At 46.0% G+C, this 20060-nt stretch carries 20 protein-coding genes; 4 read left to right on the top strand and 16 right to left on the bottom strand.

What is annotated here, in order from left to right:
- Positions 1-96 precede the first annotated feature (96 nt).
- Complete coding sequence (locus M3204_RS09090; protein ID WP_251480905.1) at positions 97-945, top strand: RsfA family transcriptional regulator; 849 nt, start codon at positions 97-99, stop codon at positions 943-945.
- Positions 946-1122: 177 nt separating this feature from the next.
- On the opposite strand, the gene M3204_RS09085 is transcribed toward M3204_RS09090, so the two are convergent.
- A complete protein-coding gene (locus M3204_RS09085) occupies positions 1123-1971 on the bottom strand; it encodes a lipoate--protein ligase family protein (protein ID WP_251480904.1) in 849 nt (282 codons plus the stop codon).
- A gap of 108 nt (positions 1972-2079) precedes the next feature.
- Entirely contained in the window at positions 2080-3057 is a 978-nt protein-coding gene (pta, locus tag M3204_RS09080) for a phosphate acetyltransferase (RefSeq protein WP_251480903.1), read from the bottom strand.
- 375 nt (positions 3058-3432) lie between these two features.
- On the opposite strand from pta, the gene hemQ reads away from it, so the two are divergent.
- Both hemQ and gerQ read left to right on the top strand, forming a co-directional pair.
- Positions 3433-4179, top strand: a complete 747-nt coding sequence (gene hemQ / locus M3204_RS09075) for a hydrogen peroxide-dependent heme synthase (RefSeq protein ID WP_251480902.1) — start codon at positions 3433-3435, stop codon at positions 4177-4179.
- A gap of 279 nt (positions 4180-4458) precedes the next feature.
- A complete protein-coding gene (gene gerQ / locus M3204_RS09070) occupies positions 4459-4998 on the top strand; it encodes a spore coat protein GerQ (RefSeq protein ID WP_251480901.1) in 540 nt (179 codons plus the stop codon).
- Positions 4999-5061: 63 nt separating this feature from the next.
- Here gerQ and M3204_RS09065 read toward each other — a convergent pair whose 3' ends face one another.
- The 3 genes from M3204_RS09065 to M3204_RS09055 all read right to left on the bottom strand — a co-directional run bounded on the left by M3204_RS09065 (position 5062) and on the right by M3204_RS09055 (position 6839).
- A complete protein-coding gene (locus M3204_RS09065) occupies positions 5062-5433 on the bottom strand; it encodes a DUF423 domain-containing protein (RefSeq protein ID WP_251480900.1) in 372 nt (123 codons plus the stop codon).
- Between the two features lie 21 nt (positions 5434-5454).
- Positions 5455-5784, bottom strand: a complete 330-nt coding sequence (locus M3204_RS09060) for a YwdI family protein (protein ID WP_251480899.1) — start codon at positions 5782-5784, stop codon at positions 5455-5457.
- Between the two features lie 374 nt (positions 5785-6158).
- Positions 6159-6839, bottom strand: coding sequence for a uracil-DNA glycosylase (locus M3204_RS09055; RefSeq protein ID WP_251480898.1), 681 nt, complete (start codon positions 6837-6839; stop codon positions 6159-6161).
- A 195-nt stretch (positions 6840-7034) separates the two neighbouring features.
- On the opposite strand from M3204_RS09055, the gene M3204_RS09050 reads away from it, so the two are divergent.
- Entirely contained in the window at positions 7035-7364 is a 330-nt protein-coding gene (locus M3204_RS09050) for a general stress protein (protein ID WP_251480897.1), read from the top strand.
- A gap of 189 nt (positions 7365-7553) precedes the next feature.
- Here M3204_RS09050 and M3204_RS09045 read toward each other — a convergent pair whose 3' ends face one another.
- From M3204_RS09045 to fdhD, 11 genes are all read right to left on the bottom strand, one after another.
- Positions 7554-8573 carry a thiazole biosynthesis adenylyltransferase ThiF gene (locus M3204_RS09045; protein WP_251480896.1) on the bottom strand — a complete coding sequence of 340 codons (1020 nt, stop codon included), beginning with the start codon at positions 8571-8573 and terminating at the stop codon, positions 7554-7556.
- A 109-nt stretch (positions 8574-8682) separates the two neighbouring features.
- The gene (moaD, locus tag M3204_RS09040; RefSeq protein WP_251480895.1) at positions 8683-8916 is read right to left on the bottom strand and encodes a molybdopterin converting factor subunit 1; all 234 of its coding nucleotides are present in this window, start codon (positions 8914-8916) and stop codon (positions 8683-8685) included.
- Entirely contained in the window at positions 8909-9373 is a 465-nt protein-coding gene (locus tag M3204_RS09035) for a molybdenum cofactor biosynthesis protein MoaE (RefSeq protein WP_251480894.1), read from the bottom strand. The genes moaD and M3204_RS09035 overlap by 8 nt, the downstream gene beginning before the upstream one ends.
- 307 nt (positions 9374-9680) lie before the next feature.
- Positions 9681-11600, bottom strand: a complete 1920-nt coding sequence (locus M3204_RS09030; protein WP_251480893.1) for a molybdopterin biosynthesis protein — start codon at positions 11598-11600, stop codon at positions 9681-9683.
- 13 nt (positions 11601-11613) lie between these two features.
- A complete protein-coding gene (locus M3204_RS09025; protein ID WP_251480892.1) occupies positions 11614-12846 on the bottom strand; it encodes a molybdopterin molybdotransferase MoeA in 1233 nt (410 codons plus the stop codon).
- A gap of 31 nt (positions 12847-12877) precedes the next feature.
- Positions 12878-13477: a molybdenum cofactor guanylyltransferase gene (mobA, locus tag M3204_RS09020; RefSeq protein WP_251480891.1), complete on the bottom strand. Its 600-nt coding sequence runs from the start codon at positions 13475-13477 to the stop codon at positions 12878-12880.
- 16 nt (positions 13478-13493) lie between these two features.
- Positions 13494-14303 (bottom strand): formate dehydrogenase accessory protein FdhE, encoded by an 810-nt coding sequence (locus M3204_RS09015; protein ID WP_251480890.1) that lies wholly within the window; start codon positions 14301-14303, stop codon positions 13494-13496.
- Positions 14304-14435: 132 nt separating this feature from the next.
- Positions 14436-15143 carry a formate dehydrogenase subunit gamma gene (locus tag M3204_RS09010; RefSeq protein WP_251480889.1) on the bottom strand — a complete coding sequence of 236 codons (708 nt, stop codon included), beginning with the start codon at positions 15141-15143 and terminating at the stop codon, positions 14436-14438.
- Positions 15136-15969, bottom strand: coding sequence for a 4Fe-4S dicluster domain-containing protein (locus M3204_RS09005; RefSeq protein WP_251480888.1), 834 nt, complete (start codon positions 15967-15969; stop codon positions 15136-15138). Before M3204_RS09005 ends, M3204_RS09010 begins: the two co-directional genes overlap by 8 nt.
- A complete protein-coding gene (gene fdnG, locus M3204_RS09000; protein WP_251481044.1) occupies positions 15969-18941 on the bottom strand; it encodes a formate dehydrogenase-N subunit alpha in 2973 nt (990 codons plus the stop codon). Before fdnG ends, M3204_RS09005 begins: the two co-directional genes overlap by 1 nt.
- A 64-nt stretch (positions 18942-19005) precedes the next feature.
- Positions 19006-19800 carry a formate dehydrogenase accessory sulfurtransferase FdhD gene (gene fdhD, locus M3204_RS08995; protein ID WP_251480887.1) on the bottom strand — a complete coding sequence of 265 codons (795 nt, stop codon included), beginning with the start codon at positions 19798-19800 and terminating at the stop codon, positions 19006-19008.
- Positions 19801-20060: the final 260 nt, after the last annotated feature.

The raw sequence follows: 20060 nt of genomic DNA, 5'->3' as shown, positions 1-20060 counted from the left end.
TCCTTCCATTTTACAATGTATAAGCTTTCCAAATTCAGGACATGATTGAAATATAGCTTTTAAATAGTTAACCAATGTAAAAGGGAGTTGAAAAAAATGAAAGTACGACAGGATGCCTGGACAGAAGAAAATGATTTGTTGCTGGCAGAAACCGTGCTGCGCCACGTAAGAGAAGGCAGCACACAATTGAATGCATTTGAAGAGGTGGGCGACAAGCTTGACCGCACTTCAGCCGCCTGCGGATTCAGATGGAACGCAGTCGTAAGGCACAACTATGAAAAAGCCTTGCAGCTTGCAAAGAAGCAGCGGAAACAGAGACAGAGAATCCTAGGAAAAGATCAGGGCGGCAAAAAGAAACTGTTATATGCACCGCCAGTGCCAGTAATGGATGAAAGTTTGACAGGTTCGTTGCCAGAGGTCGAGACGAGTGAATCCCAGTTTATGTTTGACCTGTCTTTGCTGGAGCAGGATGACAAACAAATTGATGCTGCGCTTATGGCCGAAGTAGAAGATTTAGTGAATAATAAACAAGAGCAAAAGAATTACTCTGCAGAGGCAGCTGCTGAAATGGCGGAGATGCCGGCACCGGCAGCCAGAGTACAGGCAGCACCTGTGAGATATACTGTCCCGCCGACAGGCATGACGATGGGACATGTGATCGCTTACCTGCAAAGCTTAAATGGTTCTTCGCTGCAAGTAGATATCTATAAGAGTGAGAATGAAAGATTAAAGCGTGAAATCAATAGTTTAAGGAAACAGAACGAAGAACTGCAGGGAAAAATAAACAGGCTCGAGGTAAATACGAATACGATGCAGGAAGATTATGAAACACTTATGAAAATCATGAACCGCGCCCGCAAGCTTGCCCTGTTTGAAGAAGAAGAACGTCCGGCAACCAAGTTCAAGATGGACCGTAACGGCAATCTCGAAAAAGTAGCAGAATAAACCTAGTTTTTCTAATTACTAAATAGATAGATGTTAGTTGTAGATGGAGAATTGGCAGCAACCCCCTCTTTGGAGAAAAGCCGGAAACCTCAGTTTCCGGCTTTTCTTTAATGGATTGGGTGATTTTTATCTTGAAACGTCAACACTGGTTATACTTCCGAAGTCTTGTTTTTCCAGTTAACTATCCAATGGCTCGAGGAATTTTTCGTTCCGTTCGATGATCCGGTTATAGTAATGGTCAAACAGCTCAATCTCTGTATTATTAAGATACCCCGATGTCAGCTCATCGCTGTTGGCGTTCAGGAATGTTAAAAACCGTAACATCACATCCTGAATCGTCATCTCGACACCAAACAGCTCAGAAAGTGAAGCCATCACCTCCGGCTCGATATCCGGATAGCTGAATTTCGTGCGTTCGCCTTTTTTTGCTCGAGAGTAGAACTCACGGATCAATTCTGCCCGCTCGCTTCCGCTTCCGTTCACGCAAAGATAGATTTGGACAGCGACCCCTTTTTTCAGGCGGCGCTGCGAGATTCCCGCAAATTTTTTCCCGTCGATGCTCAAATCATAGCTTCCTGGACAATATGAAGCGGAAATCTCCTTTGCGTCTATCTTTTTATTAAAATCAGCAAACATTTCTTTTATTAAAAACCACATTGCATCATAGCCGCGGTTGATGTCTATTCCCTTTTCCTTTTCAGGTAAAATAAGTGAAAGATTCAGGACTCCATCGTCAAGCACGACGGCCAGGCCGCCGGAGTTGCGGACAATAAATTGATAGCCTTGCTCTTCAAGGTAATCCAGACCCTCCTGAAGATGCGGCAGCCTTGTATCCTGGATGCCCAGGACAATCGTGTCATGGTGGACCCATGCCCTTGCTGTTGCCGGGGATTGGCCCCTGCCTACCGATTCGCATAATGTATCATCCGTGCCAAATGACTGGAGGGCGTGAAAATGCGCACCAAGCGCAGACTGGTCAATCAATCTCCATTTGTCCTGACGCAATAAATTGAGCGCCTCATCCATGAAAATTCCTCTTTTCTTTCTAAATCATTCCGTTGATATTATAGCATAATGGGCAAAATCGGCATTCAAAAAGCCGATCGAAAAAATCGACCGGCTAACATGTAAATCTTATTTAACAAGTGCCTGACCTGCGGTAATCAACGCGAGCTTATAAACGTCTTCCTCGCTGCAGCCTCGGGACAGGTCGTTAACCGGACGGTTCAACCCTTGTAAGATTGGGCCTACAGCTTCAAAACCACCTAAGCGCTGGGCGATTTTATAGCCGATGTTGCCTGCTTCAAGGCTTGGGAATACGAACACATTCGCATCGCCCTGAAGTGGCGAATCTGGAGCTTTCTTAGCCGCAACAGAAGGAACGAAGGCTGCGTCGAATTGGAACTCACCGTCAACAATCAGAAGCGGATCGCGAAGCTTAGCTTCTTCGACTGCTTTCGATACTTTTTCCGTTTCAGGTGAAACAGCAGAACCTTTAGTAGAGAAGCTCAGCATCGCCACGCGCGGCTCTACGTCAAACATTCTTGCTGTTTTCGCGCTTTCGATTGCGATTTCAGCAAGGTCCTGGCTGTCAGGTGCGATGTTGATCGCACAGTCAGCGAATACATACTTTTCATCTTCACGAACCATGATAAAGACACCTGATGTCTTACGGACGCCTTCTTTCGTCTTGATGATCTGCAATGCAGGTCTTACTGTATCTGCAGTTGAGTGCGCTGCGCCGCTTACAAGGCCGTCTGCTTTGTTTGCGTACACCAGCATTGTGCCAAAGTAGTTCTCATCAAGAAGAATCTGGCGGGCCTGCTCTTCCGTTGCTTTTCCTTTGCGTCTCTCAACGAATGCAGCGACTAGCTCATCCATCATCAGGAAGTTGGCTGGATCATAAATTTCAATCGCATCAAGAGACACGTCCATGTCATTCGCCTTCGCCTGAATCTGTTCGATATTCCCTACTAAGATTGGTGTTAACACTCCGTCTGCAGCAAGCCTTCCAGCTGCAGCTAAAATCCGTTCATCAAGGCCTTCTGGAAATACAATCCGTAAATTTTGTCCGCTTAATTTGGCTTTTAAGCCTTCAAATAAATCACTCATGCTGACTCCTCCTTTATTCTATACTTCTAGCATACTTTACCAACCTTAAAATTCAAGAATGTTATCGTTTACACTATGAAGTCTTTTTATTAAAAATTTTCAAGCATGTTAATATAACTTGGAAAACATTCCGGCTGCGGTTCCTAACTCGAGAGACGATTTAGTTCTTCTCGCCAAGTTAAAAAACGATTTCACCTTTCAGCCCTCCAGCGTTTCCCGAATTTAAGCAGTCGCCTCCGCTTTTCTTACTATCTGCAATCTTTAACAAAATATCCTTTTTATGTACAGTATAAACAATCCGGGTTTTATAAACATGACGGATGGAGAAACTATGATATGATAATGGTATATTTATGATTTTTAGGAGTGATATAAATGAGTGAAGCAGCACAGACATTAGATGGCTGGTATTGCCTGCATGATTTCCGCACTGTAGACTGGACAACCTGGAAGATGCTTTCTAGCGATGAGCGCCAGGCAGCAATCCATGAATTCCTTGGACTTGTGGAAAAATGGAACGGTACGCAAAACGAGAAGAACGGCAGCCATGCCCTTTATACAATCGTTGGCCAAAAAGCAGATTTCATGATGATGATCTTGCGTCCTACAATGGAAGAATTGAATGAAATCGAAACAGAATTCAACAAAACGAAGCTGGCTGAATTCACTGTTCCGGCACATTCTTACGTTTCTGTTGTCGAGTTGAGCAACTACTTGCCTGCTGGTGAAGATCCTTACCAGAATCCGCAAATCCTTGCTCGCCTGTATCCTGAGCTTCCAAAAGCTAAGCATGTTTGCTTCTATCCAATGGACAAGCGCCGCCAGGGCAACGACAACTGGTACATGCTTCCGATGGAAGACCGCCGCAATATGATGCGCAGCCACGGTATGATCGGCCGCCAATATGCCGGTAAAGTCAAACAAATCATCACAGGTTCAGTAGGGTTTGACGATTACGAATGGGGCGTAACTCTATTTGCGGATGAAGTCCTGCAGTTCAAGAAGCTTGTTTATGAAATGCGTTTTGATGAAGTGAGCGCACGCTACGGCGAATTCGGCGCTTTCTTCGTAGGAAACCTGCTTGAAGTAGACCGCGTTTCTGCGTTTTTACATGTTAACTAATAACTTTCCGCCTCAGGCATTTGCCTGAGGTTTTTTTATTTCAAAAACTTTGCCCCCAAAAGTACGACTTCCCAAGAAGGCAAGCACCTGTTGCTCAACAACGAAAATTCCTTCCCTGCCCATCCATTTTCCCTGTCATAAAATCAAGCTTTCCTCATATGAATGAAATAGTGAGGAATCATTTTACTTGTACACTCATCCCGTAAAAGATCAATTTCACCATTACATATATAAGGTGAAATGAAGGCAATGAATAAAAACTTTTAAGGAGGCTACACAATGACTCAATCCAATTATCCATATTATAACTACAGAACCTATCCACAAACCTACCAGCCATATACTGGTGCTGAAACCCAAATGCCAACAGGATACCCACAGGCCCAGCAGATGGGACAGATGGGACAGATGGGACAAATGGGGCAGATGGGACAACAGATGGGTTACCCAGATGCAACAGCATTCCCGGCACAAAATGGCGCAACCATGGGTGCTGGTGCTGGTGCTGGCTCAGGAGTACAGGTACCTGGCATGCTTCCAGCAGAACAATCGTATATCGAAAATATTCTCCGGCTGAACAAGGGCAAGCTGGCTACCATTTATATGACCTTTGAAAATAACCGCGAGTGGAATGCGAAGATCTTTAAGGGGATTATCGAAGCTGCAGGTAGGGACCACATTATCATCAGTGATCCGCAAACGAATATGAGATTCTTATTGCCAATGATTTATCTGGATTACATTACGTTCGATGAAGAAATTGAGTATGAGTATCCATTCGGTGCAGGAGCAGGATTGACTGCATATCCTCCTCGCTAAGAGATGCAAAAGAGCACGCCACTATCGGCGTGCTCCATTTTTTTGTATGCAGTTCTATCAGGTTTACAGATATTTAACAGCCGCGATCATCAAAAGCACCCAGGCTGCGAGGAAGGCTACGCCTCCGAGTGGGGTGATTGCTCCGAGAATGCTGATTTTTGTGACACTCAATACGTACAAGCTGCCGGAAAATAACACGATGCCAATCAGCATTAGCCAGCCAGACCAGGAAACTAGCGCATTTGCAGGAAGTTTCCCTGCAAGGATTCCAATAATGAAAATTCCTGTTGCATGAAACATCTGGTATGTAACGGCTGTTTTCCAGGTTTCTAAATATTTTGGTTCTACCTTGCCTTCGAGTCCATGCGCTCCGAAAGCTCCAAGCGCAACTGCCAGAAAAGCGTTGATTGCTCCAATTAAGATAAACAATTTCATTCTTTACACCTCATTTTTTTGTTAAAAATCGAACAGTGAATCGCCGTTTACGTTATCTTCCATTTCAAGCTTCCTTGGCTGGGGCATCATTGGTGATGGCTGGCTTACAGGCATCTGATGCTGCGGGATGCTCGGCTGGACTGCAGCAGCGTATTGCGGAGCAGCCTGCGTAGCGGCATTGCTGTAACCGGCCTTCCCTGCTCCATTCTGCACCGGTTCATCCAGTACAAGCTCGCACAATGTCTTGATTGAATGGATCCGTTCTCGCTGTGCGGTTTCGGATTCTGCCGATTTGGCAAGCCTTAATTCCTCTTCCATCTTCAATAATAATTTCCGCAATGAAATCTCCATGCATTCACCTCCATGAATCCAGTTATTTATGTAAATCCAATCCTTCTAACCATTTATTTATTCCGTTTTATTCTACATCAATTATTATATTTTTTCGACCACAGAGAAAAAATGATGTCAGTTCCACGTGGAACATGTCGATTTTTACGAATGGCTGTTTTCGTATAGATTGTTGTTTTCGTACCCATTTCTCATGCCGTATTTCTCTTGCCTTGGAGCTCCTTTCGAATAGGTTTTTGAACTGGGCAAGCTTTAAAACTCGTAAAAATCCAGAAGCCGATTTTTCCTTTTGATTGAGATCGCCACAAAGTTTACGAAAAGAACCTTACGAATTCATGGATCTGAATGTAAAAAACTCTGGTTTCCCAGAGCTGTTATTCTTCCATATTTTCAATTTGCCAATCAATCTCCTGATCGCCTTGCTTCTGTAAAATTTCATTCACTTTGGAAAATGGCTTGCTGCCGAAGAAACCTCTTCTCGCTGACAGAGGGCTTGGGTGAACGGACATGATGATTTTATGTTTGCTTTCATCGATAAGCTTAAGTTTGCTTTGTGCCGGTTTGCCCCAGAGGATGAAGATGACTGGCTTTTCGCGTTCATTCATCAAGGTGATGACTTTGTCGGTGAAGATCTCCCAGCCTTTTCCCTTGTGTGAGTTCGCTTCCCCTTTCCTCACCGTCAGGACTGTATTCAACAGCATAACGCCTTGGCCGGCCCATTTTTTCAAATAGCCATTATCGGGAATTTGGCAGCCAAGGTCTGCGTTCAGTTCCTTGAATATATTCCGCAGCGAAGGCGGTATTGCTACTCCGGGCTTAACTGAAAAACTTAACCCATGAGCCTGCCCTGGCCCGTGGTAAGGATCCTGTCCTAAAATCACGACTTTGACATCTTCATAATCGGTATACCGCAAAGCATTAAATATATCATCTTGTTCAGGATATACTGTTTCATTCGCGTATTCTTCTGTTAAAAATTCTCTTAACTCCAGATAATAGGCTTTTTCGAATTCTTCCGCTAAAAGCGGAGCCCAGCCATTATTTAAGAGTGCCATCTGGAATCATCTCCTTTCATCTCTATCAATCTACCCGTTTTTTTTAAAATAGGCACATAAGGATAGAGAATAGTTTGAACATTAGCGTTCATGTTTAATAGACCTAAGAACGGTTATATATATACTGTAGACGCGGAAAGCAAAAAATGTTTTCCCACCTAGTATAGTTAAACACATTTTAAGGAGGAAGATACTATGTTAAAAGTAGAAGTAGTTGAAAACGGCGTACAGGCAACGGAAAAAATCGGCTCACTGGAAGCTGCTGGTTTCGGCAAAGAAAACATCTATATTTTCGCACATGACGAAAACCGCAGTGAGCATTTAACTGATGCTACTGAAACAGGCGGAGTAGGCTTCAAGGAGCAAGGCTTCTTCGATTCCATCGGGAACATGTTCAAATCCCGCGGAGATGAGCTTCGTAACAAGTTCGAATCTCTTGGCCTTTCAAAGCAAGAGGCAGAGCAGTATGAAATGGAATTGGACAAAGGCCGTCTAGTGTTAGTGGCTACTGACGATGTTAAGTAAATTTCTTCCACGCAAAAGCATAACCGATCCACGGTGATCGTTTATATAGAAACCCCCTGCCTATAGGCAGGGGGTTTGCGCGTGCTTCTCGATATTGTTTTTTGCCTAGTTTTGAGCTCTTTTCGGACTGTGTCTGAAAAGCCAAATTTACTTTCAGGTGTAAAAATTGGAAGTTTTACAGAAGAAGCTTTACCCAAAAAACCTCTGGTAAATACTGCGTGCATGGGCAAGGTCCTTTGTTCCATGTATCAGCGCTCGTCCATCCTGGAAAATGACCATCCGGTGGTCGTCCATTTCAACAGACACCAGGTATGGATTTCCTTTGACCTGATAGCCTAAATCCTTCATCTTCTCTGCCGTTTCCTGCAGATTCAGCTGCTGTTGTTTAGGAGGCCTGATCTGCACTGTATCCCGGCCGCAAAGAACTGTCGTCTTCGTCATGTTCTCCGCGTCCAAATATGGATATTCAGGATGCTCGCCGCAGGATAGGCAGCCTGGATCCTTCGCTTTTGACATTTTCATGCTTGTGTATTGGTTCCGCCACAAATCAAAGCTAACGAAGGATGTTCTGACCGCATCCCAGTCCTCTACGAGAATTTTCAGTGCTTCCGCTCCCTGATGGGCAATGACCATTTGGACGGCAGGTCCGATTATTCCGCCCGTATCACAAGTCATCCCCTGCAATGGAACAGTTTTCAGCAGGCAATTCAGGCATGGTGTCTTGCCGGGAATAATCGAAAAACTCATGCCGAAGCTGCCGACACACGCACCGTAAATCCATGGAATTCTATATTTTTGTGAAATATCGTTTATTGCCATTCTTGTTTCAAAATTATCAGTGGCATCGATGATCAAATCAACGCCATCTGCCAGTTCAGCTAATTTTTCCGGCGTCGCATCGGCAATATAAGCACGGAGATCAACTTCCGAATTAATTGCTTGGAGCCTTTTTTCCGCCGCAGCGGCCTTTGGAAGCTTATCGGCAACGTCTTCTTCCGTATATAGCTGCTGGCGCTGCAGATTGCTTGCTTCAACATAATCGCGATCGACAATGGTCAGCCGCCCTATCCCGGCTCTCACCAATAGCTCAGCATTGCCAGATCCGAGCGCGCCGGCTCCGATCATCAGCACATGCTTGCTGCGGATTTTTTCCTGTCCTGCTTTGCCGATAGGAGGAAACAGCGTCTGGCGTGAATATCTTTCTGACATGGGGCATCCCTCCTCAAAGTTCAGGATTATCTCGAATAAAAATACAAGCGCCAAGACCGCAGGCAGCCATCGTGCCAGTGGAACAAGGCGCTGAACCATACTATTTTAATCAGCCGCCAGATACTGGCGGAATGAAGGCGACAGTATCTCCCTCATTGATGACTTCATCGTTTGAAGAGAATTCTTCATTGATGGCTGTCATCGAAGTATCTAGTTTCTGTACTCCATATTTTTCTGCAATGATTTGCTTTAACTCGGCAACTGTTTTACCAGCTGCTTCGATTTCGACTGATTCATGGCCTGCTTCATCTCGCAAATGGGCAAAGAATAATACTTTATTCATTGAGATCCTTCTCCTCCGGTTTTCCTGTCGGATATGGGACAGTTTCTAGTTGATTGCCAATCCATTCCTGGCCGTCTTCCCAATGTTCTTTTTTCCAGATTGGCACGATTTCCTTGATGCGCTCGATGGCGTATCGGTTCGCTTCATACGCATCATTTCGATGTGGCGTTGAAACGGCAATGACAACCGCGATGTCGGTGATGTCGAGTCTGCCGACACGGTGAGTAATCGCAACCTGGGCTCCATTCCAGCGCTCCTGGATTTCTGTTCCGATCTGCTCGAGCTTTTTGACTGCCATCGGTTCGTATGCATCGTATATAAGATAAAGGGTCTTCTTGCCCTTCGTCATTTCGCGGACGGTGCCAATGAATGTCGTGATCGCCCCGGCATCGCGCTGGACCACTTTATCAATGACTGATTGAACGTTGATTGGTTCTTTCGCTATTTCATAATTCATCAATATCACCTCAATAAATTGATCCGGATCAGGATTTAATTTTTAATGGACACTTTTCTCCAGGTTCTGTGCCGGTTTGTCCGTTAGAGCTCTTCTATCGGACACTTTTTCCGGTTTTTCTCGCCGGTTTGTCCGTTAGAGCCCTTTTATCGGACACTTTTTCCAGTTTCTCTCCCCGGTTTGTCCGATAGAGCCCTTTTATCGGACACTTTTTCCGGTTTCTCTCTCCGGTTTGTCCGTTAGAGCCCTTCTATCGGACACTTTTTCCGGTTTCTCTCTCCGGTTTGTCCGTTAGAGCACAAATATCTTAAAAATAAACCGGCTCTGGATTCTCGACGACTGCATAGCCGCCGATCTTTGCGACTTCGTCCTTGAACGCTTGTGATTGGATCACGGACCTTAACCAGATACCCTTTTCGCTTTCATAAAATGCTTTTGTCATCAGTAAATCATAGTTTTCGTCAGCAACCGGGATGAAATCCAGTCCCATTGCCCTTGCTGCCGGGAAGATTCCGAGGCCTGCTGCGTTGTCATTCCCCTTCACTTCAGCGGCGACGCTCAAGTGTGAAAACATTTCGCGGTCATAGCCGTTTACCTCGTCTGCGTTCAGGCCTGCTTCTTTTAACAATAAATCAAACAATATACGAGTGCCGGCGCCCTTCTGCCTGTTGGCGTAATCTGCGCCCTTGTCGGCAATGTCACTTACGCTCTCGATTCCAAGTGGATTTCCTTTCGGAAGCATCCAGCCTTGCGTTCTTTTTAAAAATGGATAAAGGACTGCGTCTTGCCCGGCAAGCAGTTTCCTTACATAGGTAACATTATATTCTTTCGTCTCCGGGTCAAGCAAATGAATGCCCGCTACATGGGCTTCCCCTTTTCTGATTGCCATTAAACCGGCCATGCTGCCAACATGGGAAGAAACAATTTTCATGTCTGTGCGCTGCTTTTTCAACTGAGATGACAACAGATCGATCGTCAAATCATGGCTGCCGCTGAAGACGATTGCGTTCTTAATCTCTTCTACTGGCCTATATAGCTCGACCTCGACGATGTCTCCCTGTTCGTACCCTAACTCCTCCGGCGGCACGACGAGCAAACCATCTGCGCGAACAAGCGACATGGTGACGCCCGCCGCACGTGTCAGCGGATTGGCGACAAATTGTCCATTCACATAGCCGATATTCATTCGGACAAAGTCCTCAGCCCCCATCGTGGAGACGATCCTGCGGCCGAGCTTGACCTGCAATGTCGGACGTTTAGGTTCCGGTATTCCTAAATATTTGCAAACCAGTGGCCTTACGAACCATTCAAGCGCAAAGTAAGCTGAAACTGGATATCCCGGCACGCCGACAACTACCTTATCTTTGATTTTCCCAAGGATGACTGGCTTACCCGGCCTTGTTGCAACGCCGTGGGTAAACACAGTGCCTAACTCCTCGAGGATATGCACGGTATAATCTTTTGAGCCTGCCGATGAGCCTGCATTGATGACAACGATGTCAGAAGTTTCAACTGCATTCAGTAAAGCTTCTTTAATCTTTTCCGGCTCATCCTTCACGATTGGATGAAGATAAGGCTTGCCGCCCCAATCTTCAACATACGCGCTGAAAACGGTGCCATTGAATTCAATGATCCTGCCTGAAGACAATGAAGTATTGGCACTGACGAGTTCGTTTCCGGTCGGGATGATCGTAACGAGCGGCTTTTTGACGACTGGGACTTCCGTAACCTGGGCAGCCAAAAGTGCCCCAAGGTCTGCGGGCCTTAATTCATGACCCTGAGTGAACAGCATTTCCTCCTGGACGATATCCTCTCCAATCGGGCGAATGTGCTGCCAGGGTGTTGCCGGTTCGATGATTTCAATTGTATCTTCGTCAACGACATGGATATTCTCGACCATGATCACGGCATTGAATTGCGGCGGGATCGCATTCCCGGTATCAACGTACTCGAACTGAACACCCTTTTTCAAATGGAGTGGACGCTGTTCATGTGCTTCGTAAGTTTCCTCAGCATTTACGGCAATGCCGTCCATCGCGGATGCATGGTAAAAAGGCATGGAGACATTGGCGAAAACAGGTTCAGCAGTAATGCGGCCAAGGGCGCCGGCAGCCGGGATCCATTCTTTTTCCTGAGGCAGGTCAAACGCGGCCAGAACTTCATTCCTGGCTTGTTCGCGCGGCTTGTCTTCAAGATAAATTTTTCGGTTGTATCGTATTCGGTCCATGATGCGGCTCCCCCTATCTCGTCAAAATTACTGGAACGTATTCACCTTGAGAAATCCCCTCTTTTTCGGAAACAATCTCTACAATTCCATCGCTTTTTACTAATGTTGTTATCAGGCCTGATTTACCGATGATCGGCTCAGCCCACCATTCGCCATCCTTCTCCTCGAGCCTGACCCTGATGTAGTCAGACCTACCTGGTGAGGATGCGATATTTTTTACAATCCGGGCAAAAATCCGTTCAGGCTTATGTTCAATTTTTTCGCCCTTCAGTCTTCTGAAAACCCGTTCGCCAAACAGCTTGAAGATAATCATCGCTGAAGCTGGATGCCCAGGCAGTCCGATGACCGGCTTTCCATCCGCGACTGCCAGAATCGTTGGCTTGCCTGGCTTGATGGAAATGCCATGGACAAAAACACCTGGATCACCGAGCGATTGGATGACCTCTGTCGTAAAGTCCTTTGTGCCGACAGAACTACCGCCGGATAGGATAAGGCAGTCGGACTGTTCGTACAATTCACGGGCTTTCCTGGAGAACTCCTGATAATCATCGCGCGTAATGCCGCCATAGATGAGATCGATGTCCCACTCATTGACAAGGCCCTTGACGGTTAAGTAATTTATATCGCGAATCTGTCCAGTTTCAAGTGTTTTCGTTTCATAAGGAACGATTTCGTCCCCTGAAGAAAGGTACGCAGCTTTCAGCTTCCGGTAGACTTTCACCTCAGAAATACCAAGTGCCGCCAGTGCCCCAAGCTCCTGCGGCCGCAGTTTTGAACCTTCGGATAATAGCACTTCGCCCGCTTTGATGTCCTCACCAGCACGAATGACATTCTCGCCTGGCGCAATCTGCTTATACGTATTCAAGAGGCCGCCGATTTCCTCGCAATGCTCGATCATCAGCACACTGTCGCTGCCTGGCGGGAGCATCCCGCCTGTCGGAACATAAATCGCCTCTCCTCTGCCAACCGGCTTTACAGCTTCTTCGCCCATATGGACTTCGCCGGCAACATTCAAAAAGCCTGGCATTGATTCGGCTGAACCATAGGTGTCCTTGGCGATGACGGCATAGCCATCGACAGTTGACCGGTCAAAACCCGGGACATTCTCTTCCGCTGTCACATCCTCTGCCAGGATGTAATGAAGCGCATCATCGAGCGGACGAATCTCGGTTTCTTTGATCTTGCCGATTTTTTCATCAATTAGCGCAAAGGTCTCCTCAACTGTTTTCACTTTGAAAAATTGCATGCTGCCTAACTTCCTTTCTAGCACCTGAAAACTATTCTCCGGATTCTGCCCATTTCTTCGCATCTTCATATTCTTCAGGACGATTCATATTGAAAAAGACGCGTTCCAGGCTGCGCTCGCAATAAAGCCGTAAATCTTCCTCAGCCAAATAACGCACATTCAGGTTCTCGAGCATATGCTTCAATCTTAAAGTGCCCTCTTCGATACAAGCTTTTGCATCGCCTGCGACCCTTTTTTGATAAGCTGCAAAAAGCGGATGCTGTCTCCCGTCGCTTACCGGCACGACTGCATCATGGTGCTTCAGCGCTTTTACAAGGCTTGAGGCCAGCTCTGCCGATACAAACGGCATGTCACAGGCAACGACAAAATTCTCTTCGTAGTCAGATGCCTCAAGCCCGGCGTGGATTCCCGCCAGCGGACCGGAACCCGGATATTGGTCAGTAACCGTTTTTATATTTAAAAACTGATAGGTTTCAGGATCATTCGTTACTAGAATTATATCATCGAATACGTGCTTTAGCTCATCCTTAATTCTCTCAATATTCGTTTTTTCGTGAAATTTCAGGAGAGCCTTGTTCGTTCCCATCCTGCTAGATTTACCGCCTGATAAAATGATCGCTCCGGCTTTCATCCCACAGCACCTTCTTTTAATTTGTCTGTTTTGTTTCTCCTGCCGATTTGTAACCATTCTCCTGGGCCACAAAATCGAGGTGGATCGTATTCAAGTCAAGCATCGCTGACGTTGGCTTCACAATATACTGCCTTGTATCAATAACCTTAGTATAACCCTTGCATTCCTCACAAACCTGGATCTGTGCAGCAGCATCCCCTTCGATTGTCAGGAACTGCACTGTTTCGTGATCTTCATTGCCGCAATGTGAGCAGGTGATGCGCTTATCATGCCAGTGAGCAAGGCAGCGCGGGCAGTGAAGGACCTTCTTTCCTCCATCTTCAAGCTGTGCAAGGCGCACCGGTTCTCCGCAAACTGGGCAGCCAGCGCCATGCACTCCATATTGTATCTCATCCTGGACCTTTTCGGCGGTGAGCTGCAAATATGGACGCAGCAACGTTTCGGCAAGAAATTGCGGGATCCATTCATCAACTTCATTTTCTTCTGCAAAACTAGCAAAATATATATGGTTAAAAGCAAAAGCTTCATCGATCCATCTTTTAGCTGTTTCTTCATCTAATAATTTTTTAATAGACTCCATCACTTTCTCGAGCTCTGGTTGATACTTCGATAAAAGCTCGCCTATATCCTCTATCCACTGTAAGAATAGGGAAATATCAAAGTCAATAGCCGCTAAAGCAGTGACAGGCACACCCGCCTCCATTGCCGCTTTATCATGGTTTGGTCGGATACAGTCAGGATCCAGGGAAGTCTTCCATTGTTCCTGCAATCTGATGATATCCTTCTGCAATTTCTGGTACTCTTTTGAGACAACCGACTTTTTCATTGCTGAAGCCCCTCTTTCAATATTAATCTAAGCTCTTTTTGTAATGTAAAAACAGCCTCGATCTAAATTTTGAAGGGAATGGAGCCCGGGCTGGGCAGCCATTCCCTTTATTAAAGGTCTAAAAGAAAAGTGTTAAGCGCCTTTTTTCTTGTTCTTGTTTTTATCGAGGTCTGGGAAGTTGCCTTTTTTGACTTCTTCTTCATACCACTCTGTATAGTGTTCCTTTGCCCACTCTGCCGGAACCTCACCTGTAATGACGCCAGTGTATCCTGGTCTTGAGTTTTTGTGGATGACACTCAGGTAAATATGGCCGACTACTACCGCGATGGCCAAGCCGAAGCCGACATTGTGCGCGACATATGCCCACTGGACCATTACCTTCGGGAACAGGGCCGGGAACCACATTGGGAAGCCGGAACCGATGATCAGAACCGCAGTAAGGATTTGGATAATCGAGTTGATTTTTTCACCAGCATTAAAGAAGGTTTGTTTAACATGCTTGAATTTGAATCCGAACAGTTCCTTTACGAATTCAGTGAAAAACTGGATATCTCGCTTTTTCCAGGTAACAAGCTCTTTTCCCCAGCGCAGGAAGCCCTTTGGATCCATGATCAGCCAGATGAAAGTAGGTGTAATGAAGGCAATCGCGAAAATCCTGTGTAGCAGGCGTGCTCCTTCTGGTCCGCCCAGTACCGGATAAAGCCAGTCAAACCACTCTGTATACATTGGCAGGGCCGTGATATACAGCGCAAAGAATGAAATGGCGTTCACAGCATGTGAAATTACAAAGCCTTTCGAGAATCGCTTTACCTTCACACCTGAATACTGCGTGTTACTCATGGCTGCCACCTCCATCCTCTTCATGGTCCTTGCCTTCTTTATTGAATAACTTATTGGATACGAAAGCACCTACTAGCGCCATGCTTGTCGCTCCAAGCATCATCTTGCCGATTGGCTGTGCGTAATCCTTCCAGACAACCGCTGATGTCGGAACCTTTGGCTTTTCAGGCAATCCATAAACAGATGGCTTTTCTGCAAGCACATAGACTGTATGTGTTCCGCCGACTCCTTCTGGGTTGTAAATCATGGCGTTAGGGAATCTTTCCTTGATTTCGCCCAGACGCTTTTCAGCTTTCTTAAGCATTTCTTCTTTTGTTCCGAATTCCATTGCATCTGTATGGCAGGTTGTGACACAAGCAGGCTGCATGCCTTCTTCAAGGCGATCGACGCACATCGTGCACTTTTGAGCCTTCTTGTACTCCTTGCCGTTCTTGTCTTTGTAGGTTGCCAATTGAACGACATCAAATGGGCAGTTCTGCACACAATAGCCGCAGCCTACGCACTTATCTGCGTTTACGTCGACAGTGCCAAATTCTGTGTAGTGCATTGCATCCTCAGGGCAAACCTTAACACAGGCTGCTTCAGAGCAATGGAAACAGGACGAATGGCGGAAAAGGTATTCAAGATTGCCTTTTCCGTTTTCGTGTTCAATGAATGACAACACGTTCCATGTATTCGCCGTTACATTCGCATGTGACTGGACGCTGCCCTGGAAAGCTTCCGGTTCAGCCGGAAGGTCGTTCCAGTTTTTGCAGGCGACCATACAGGCGCGGCAGCCGTCACACTTGGTTACGTCTACAAACTTTACATACTCCGCCTTTGCCATTAGTCAGCCCTCCTTACGTTGCAGAGGAATGCCTTATATTCAGGAATCATCGTATTTGCGTCCCCGATATGAGGTGTTAAGCGGTTTGCTGTATCCCCTGTTGCATATCCTTTATATCCGAAGTGCCAAGGCATTCCGATCTGGTGTACTATCTTGCCATTGATCGTATGCGGCTTGAAGCGCTTTGTCACCATCGCGTACGCTTTGACCTCTCCGCGGGCGGATGTAACGATGACCTTATCTTTATTCTTGATGCCTTTTTCCTTCGCAAGCTCTTCGCTCATTTCGATGTACATATGGCCAGCCAGCTCTGATAGCCATTGCTGGTTCCGTGTCATCGATCCGGACTGCCAATGTTCACTTACACGGTAAGTCGTCGCTACGATTGGGAATTGTTTCTTCGTTCCTTTAAGGTTGAAGTCACCATCCCAAACCTTGATTGTCGGATTGAATTCCTGGCTTGAGAACGCATTCGGCACTGGGCTTTCAAACGGCTCATAGTGCTCTGGGAACGGTCCGTCGTTCAGGGTTGGAGCAAACATGCCGCCAACTCCATCCTTTGTCATGATGAATGGGTTCGTTCCGCCTGGATCGGAAGGCGCTACGATTGCTTTAAAGTCTGGAACATCGTTTCCAGTCCATTTTTTTGCAGCAGCATCCCACCAGATGACAGCCTTATCCTTATTCCATGGCTTTCCGCTTGGATCGGCAGAAGCACGATTGTAAAGAACGCGGCGGTTCATCGGCCATGCATATGACCAGTTCAGGAAGTTGCCCATTCCTGTGTCTTTGTTGTCACGGCGCTTAGACAAGTTGCCTTCTTCAGGATAGAATCCAGAATAAATCCAGTTGCCGGAGCAAGTAGATCCGTCATCAGCAAGCATTCCGAAGTTTTCAACCTGTTTGCCTGTTTGTGTGTAGTAGCCGTTGATTTCCCTGGCAACGAGGTCGAATTCAGGATGGTCATGTTCACCATAATTCCAATACAATGCGTTCATTGCTTTTGCTGCAGGTGAACCCTCGTTTTTATACATTCCCTTCAGGCGCCGCATCAGCATATGGATGATTTCCATATCTGCTTTTGCTTCACCTTTAGGTTCAATCGCCTTCCAGCGGTATTGCATCCAGCGCCCGCTGTTTGAAACGGTTCCTTCTTTTTCATAAGAAGATGCTGCCGGAAGCAGGAATACTTCTGTATTGATCTTTGATGGGTCGCTGCCCGCTTCTTTTTGCCAGAATGATGCAGTCTCTGTTTCCCAAAGATCAATAGCCACGAGCCAATCAAGGTTGCTGAGAGCTTCTTTTTCTTTGCCTGCATTCGGCCCGCCTACAACAGGATTTGTTCCAAACAGGAATGCACCTTGCAGCTCGCCTTTGTACATCGCATTGAAGAGCGCAATATGGGAGTAATTCTTGTTGCCTTTTGGAATGTATTGATAGCAGAACTCATTTTCTTTTGTAGCATTCGGTCCATACCATGCCTTCAATAAGCTGACAACAAACTTAGGTTTATTGCTCCAGTAGCCTGTCTTTGGTGTTTCTTTTTCCAGATATGCTGCAAGTGTTGCATGTTCAGGCAGCTCTTTTGGTGCTCCAAGATATCCCGGAAGGTCCCCGAACAGCAAACCGAAGTCTGTTGAGCCTTGAACGTTCGATTCGCCGCGAAGTGCGTTTACACCGCCGCCAGGCATCCCGATGTTACCAAGTAGAAGTTGAAGCATTGCGTAAGAACGAACGTTTTGAGTTCCTACTGTATGCTGCGTTGTACCCATTGCATATAAAATGGTACCTGCTCTTCCTGGTTTTCCAGTTGAGCAGAAGGTTTCTGCTACCTTCATATACTCTTCCTTAGGTGTTCCTGTTACCGTTGTTACCGTATCAACGTCGTATCTTGAATAATGCTTTTTCATCAGTTGGAAAACAGATCTTGGATGCTGCAGTGTCTCATCTTTTTCTGGTTTTCCGTCTTCAGTTGTTTCAAATGACCAGCTTGCCTTATCATAAGCACGGGTTGCTTCATCATATCCACTGAACAAGCCGTCCTTAAAGTCGAATCCTTCCTTGACGATGAAGGATGCATTTGTATATTTAGCAACATACTCTTTGTGGAAAAGATTATTTTCAATTGCGTAATTGATCATTCCACCGATAAATGAAATATCAGATCCCGAACGAAGCGGAGCATAAATGTCAGCCTGTGAAGACGTTCTTGTAAAACGCGGATCGACAGACAGAATTTTGCCTCCGTTTTCCCTTGCCTTCAATAACCATCTGAAACTGACCGGATGGTTTTCAGCAGGGTTTGCTCCAATGATCAACGCACAATCGGTATGCTGCAGATCATTCCAATGGTTAGTCATTGCTCCACGACCAAATGTAGGTGCCAGACCGGCAACCGTAGAACTATGTCATATTCGTGCCTGGTGCTCTAAATAAGTGACACCAAGCCCTCTCATCATTTTAGCTAGCAGATACGTCTCTTCATTGTCAAGAGCTGCACCGCCTAGGCTGGCAATTGCCTCTGTTTTATTGACAAACACTCCGTTTGATTTTTCCACGAATGTTTTGTCGCGTGTTTCCTTCACACGTTTGGCAATGGTATCAAGCATCCATCCCCAATCTTTTTCTTCCCACTTATTGCTTCCAGGAGCGCGATAGCGCGGCTTCATGACTCGTTTCTCTGAAGTGAATAATTGTCTGATCGTCGTCCCTTTACTGCAAAGACTTCCTTCATTGATGGGATGATCCGGATCCCCTTCCGTATATACCACATCATTGTTTTTCGTATGGACTAAAATTCCGCAGCCCACAGCGCAGTATGGACAAATGGTTGGTGTAACAGTAGCTTTGGCAATCTTGAATTCTTTTGTTTTCGCTTGGACTTCATTTTCATTGAAGCCTAGCTCGACAACCGCCAGGGTAGCCGCAGTGGCACCTGACAGCTTCAAGAACTGCCGGCGATTCAGGTTGATTTCAACCATCTCTCTCTCTCCTTCCCAATAGTTGCTATGAACATCCCTAATCCCACAGGTAGCATTAATTCAATACTTGCTGGGCTTCCCCCCTTTCAAGTAGATCCTCTGCAGCAGCCGGCGGGTTTAAATCATCATTGATTCTCCCGGCCGATGTATAGACTGTCGCCATTTTCCCGCGCAAGTAACCAACAACCTCAATGTTCAGGAACCGGGCTAATTGAACGGCCTGCTTTGTGGCCGCAGTGCGTGAGCCAATGACGGCAAAACCAAACTTTGCTGCTTTTGAGAGCATTTCATATGAAACCCTACCGGTCGTCAGCAGGACAAGCCGGTCAGGCTGCAAACGCTTACGTATTGCATGGCCAATGATTTTATCTACGGCATTATGCCTGCCGATGTCTTCACGGACCTCAATGCTGCCATCCTCAAGGATGATGCAGGCGCCATGCATGCCTCCTGTTTCCAGGTACAGCGGCGAATTCTGGGCAAATTCAGCCCGTTTTTTTAACAAATATGTCAGCGAATAAGTTTCATCGGAATTCACTTTGTTGAATTTCTTTACATCCGTCATCGAAAAGAAGGTCACTCCACGGCCGCAGCCAGCTGTATAATGCTTCTTCTTCGAAAACATTTGTTCAGGATCAAAAGAATTGCACAGACCCACATTCAATGTTCCAGCTTTTTCATTAAAATCAACGCTGACAACATCTTCAGCCCTGTCAATCAATCCTTCGGAAAAAAGGTAGCCATACACCCAGTCTTCAAGGTCCTGATTGGTCAGCTGGAAAACAGCGATTTCATATCCGTTCAGTTTCAGGCTGATTGGATATTCTTCGGGACAGCCTTTCTTGATCATTTTCTCCACCCCTTATCTGGTCAATAATCCTATGGGATACGGTGCAACAATCGATTTCCATCCATCCATCTTAATGACTATGGAATCAAAAGACTGTTATTATTCTCACAGTCTGGTTAATTGTTATATTAAAAAAACATTCCACTATGCAAAAAGGGTTAATACCCCTATGCCTTTAATTTACTGGAAAAACCGAGTTTGTAACCGCTTCAATTGTTACAATAATATAGATGAAAATTGTCTATTTCTTTAACAAACTA

The sequence above is a fragment of the Mesobacillus subterraneus genome, from assembly GCF_023715485.1.
GTDB classification, from domain to species: Bacteria; Bacillota; Bacilli; order Bacillales; family Cytobacillaceae; genus Mesobacillus; species Mesobacillus subterraneus_B.
This window is presented reverse-complemented; position numbering and strand designations above follow the sequence as displayed.

Bases quoted from the DNA above. Each gene is read 5' to 3' on its own strand.
- M3204_RS09090 (WP_251480905.1), top strand. From the start codon at position 97: ATGAAAGTACGACAGGATGCCTGGACAGAAGAAAATGATTTGTTGCTG.
- M3204_RS09085 (WP_251480904.1), bottom strand. From the start codon at position 1,971: ATGGATGAGGCGCTCAATTTATTGCGTCAGGACAAATGGAGATTGATT.
- pta (WP_251480903.1), bottom strand. From the start codon at position 3,057: ATGAGTGATTTATTTGAAGGCTTAAAAGCCAAATTAAGCGGACAAAAT.
- hemQ (WP_251480902.1), top strand. From the start codon at position 3,433: ATGAGTGAAGCAGCACAGACATTAGATGGCTGGTATTGCCTGCATGAT.
- gerQ (WP_251480901.1), top strand. From the start codon at position 4,459: ATGACTCAATCCAATTATCCATATTATAACTACAGAACCTATCCACAA.
- M3204_RS09065 (WP_251480900.1), bottom strand. From the start codon at position 5,433: ATGAAATTGTTTATCTTAATTGGAGCAATCAACGCTTTTCTGGCAGTT.
- M3204_RS09060 (WP_251480899.1), bottom strand. From the start codon at position 5,784: ATGGAGATTTCATTGCGGAAATTATTATTGAAGATGGAAGAGGAATTA.
- M3204_RS09055 (WP_251480898.1), bottom strand. From the start codon at position 6,839: ATGGCACTCTTAAATAATGGCTGGGCTCCGCTTTTAGCGGAAGAATTC.
- M3204_RS09050 (WP_251480897.1), top strand. From the start codon at position 7,035: ATGTTAAAAGTAGAAGTAGTTGAAAACGGCGTACAGGCAACGGAAAAA.
- M3204_RS09045 (WP_251480896.1), bottom strand. From the start codon at position 8,573: ATGTCAGAAAGATATTCACGCCAGACGCTGTTTCCTCCTATCGGCAAA.
- moaD (WP_251480895.1), bottom strand. From the start codon at position 8,916: ATGAATAAAGTATTATTCTTTGCCCATTTGCGAGATGAAGCAGGCCAT.
- M3204_RS09035 (WP_251480894.1), bottom strand. From the start codon at position 9,373: ATGAATTATGAAATAGCGAAAGAACCAATCAACGTTCAATCAGTCATT.
- M3204_RS09030 (WP_251480893.1), bottom strand. From the start codon at position 11,600: ATGGACCGAATACGATACAACCGAAAAATTTATCTTGAAGACAAGCCG.
- M3204_RS09025 (WP_251480892.1), bottom strand. From the start codon at position 12,846: ATGCAATTTTTCAAAGTGAAAACAGTTGAGGAGACCTTTGCGCTAATT.
- mobA (WP_251480891.1), bottom strand. From the start codon at position 13,477: ATGAAAGCCGGAGCGATCATTTTATCAGGCGGTAAATCTAGCAGGATG.
- M3204_RS09015 (WP_251480890.1), bottom strand. From the start codon at position 14,303: ATGAAAAAGTCGGTTGTCTCAAAAGAGTACCAGAAATTGCAGAAGGAT.
- M3204_RS09010 (WP_251480889.1), bottom strand. From the start codon at position 15,143: ATGAGTAACACGCAGTATTCAGGTGTGAAGGTAAAGCGATTCTCGAAA.
- M3204_RS09005 (WP_251480888.1), bottom strand. From the start codon at position 15,969: ATGGCAAAGGCGGAGTATGTAAAGTTTGTAGACGTAACCAAGTGTGAC.
- fdhD (WP_251480887.1), bottom strand. From the start codon at position 19,800: ATGATCAAGAAAGGCTGTCCCGAAGAATATCCAATCAGCCTGAAACTG.